This window comes from Thermogutta sp. (genome assembly GCF_014359955.1).
Classification (GTDB): domain Bacteria; phylum Planctomycetota; class Planctomycetia; order Pirellulales; family Thermoguttaceae; genus Thermogutta.
On the sequence record NZ_JACIYL010000925.1, the window covers coordinates 1 to 1,571 of the forward strand.

The 1,571-nt window shown below is 57.2% G+C and carries 2 protein-coding genes; both read left to right on the forward strand.

Features of this window, described 5'->3' with window-relative positions; all coding sequences use genetic code 11:
- The coding region (locus H5U08_RS18235) for a hypothetical protein (RefSeq protein ID WP_297036412.1) at positions 1 to 534 on the forward strand (534 nt) is incomplete at its 5' end.
- Between the two features lie 100 nt (positions 535 to 634).
- Positions 635 to 1,571: hypothetical protein (locus H5U08_RS18240; protein ID WP_297036415.1), on the forward strand; the 937-nt coding region annotated here is incomplete at its 3' end.

A 1,571-nucleotide genomic window follows, 5' to 3' on the forward strand; every position in this document is an offset into this window, starting at 1 on the left:
GAGGCGTTGCTGGCCCTCATGGTGGCCGATGTGGTTTCTGATGGCCGGGTGGTGGATTTTCGCGTCGCCGGTCCCAGCAGCCCGGGGTTTGCCACCAGTGTCCTGGGGATCAGAGAGCTTACGGACGCCGCACCGGAATGGCAGCGTTTCCTGGGGACTGATCGAATCCATGTCAGCGTGGGGGAATACGGCAAGAATATCCCGGTTTTGGCCTTTCTGAGCGAACGATCCGAACTGCACCGGACGTTCGAAGTATTGCAGAAACAGGGGGGAATGCCCACGGGTTTCCAGCGACTCATCAGCGCCCACTTCCAGCAGGATACCCCCCAGCCGCATGAGGTCATTCTCAACCGGCGGCATCCAATCGTGGACCGAGCACTCAGCCAGTCCATTCGATCCCCTCTGGCAAGCGTCTTGCGGTTGTTGGTCAACAAGGCTCTGCAAACGGCGGGGCTGGTCCTCGATGCCACCCTTCGGGAGCGTGAGCAAGACGATCTGGCCTGGATTGCAGAAACTCTCTGGGGGCGATCGTGACATCGTCCGAGCACACATTAACAAACACGAAAATAATGGGAAGACACGGCGCCAGTTCAGGGACTACTCTCTCATTTCTCAGCATCCGGGGAGCGCGATCATGAACGAGAAAGATGCAGCCCAAGACCTCTTTGAACCACTGTTCGAGAGGCTTTATCAGCTCAATGACAAAGGATACAAGCGGTCGGCCTTTCGACTGGCTGAAGAAATCCGGCGCCGTGCCCGGGAGGAGAAGGAAATCATTCCTTATCTTTATGGCAATTTTCATAGCATGAACTGTGCGCAGGCACTTTTTGATCACCGAACCGGCCGCGATCGCGCCGTGGAGACGATTGCGCTTTTGGAAAGCGAAGAGAAGGCCCGGGAAATTCAACCGGATCTGCCCATTGATCAGTACGAAGCCGTTATCCACTGGCTGACCGCCTGTGCCTACGACAATCTGGCCAAGCACCACGCAATCTGCGAGGGATATGGTCGGGAAGAACTTCAGGGGTTGATTCAGGAGGGTTTTGACGTCTGTCGGAGGACGGGGAAGCTTCAGTGCCTCACCTGTTTTCGAGAATATGCTGTGAGCGTTTATGAAGCCGCCGGAGACCTCGACCTGGCGATGCACTTTGCGAGGTCTGTCTATCGCGAGTTACCCCTGGTCGAGGAAAACGATCGGCGGAGTGTGGGGGCCCTCCAGTATTCGCGGCATTTGACCATGCTGGGGCGTCTGGAAGAAGCCCGAGAAATGGCGGAGGCTTCGGTTGGGCTGGCCAAGTATTATCACACTCCTCTCGAACAGCGGATTTTTGCTCAATGTCAGTTGGGCGAAATCCTGGCTTTACTGGGACGGAGAGAAGAACTGGAAGAACGGTGCGCGGTGGTCGGGGAACCCGTGGATTGGACGCTGCTGCCGCCGCGGGAAGAGAATCCTGAAATGTGGCTCCGCCGTGATCTTTTTGAGGCCACAGATCTGGCCTGTGCCGGCAAACTGGCGGAGGCTCTTGAGATCCTTGGCCGCTGGGACGAGTGGCTGGCATCCAGGGAAGTGT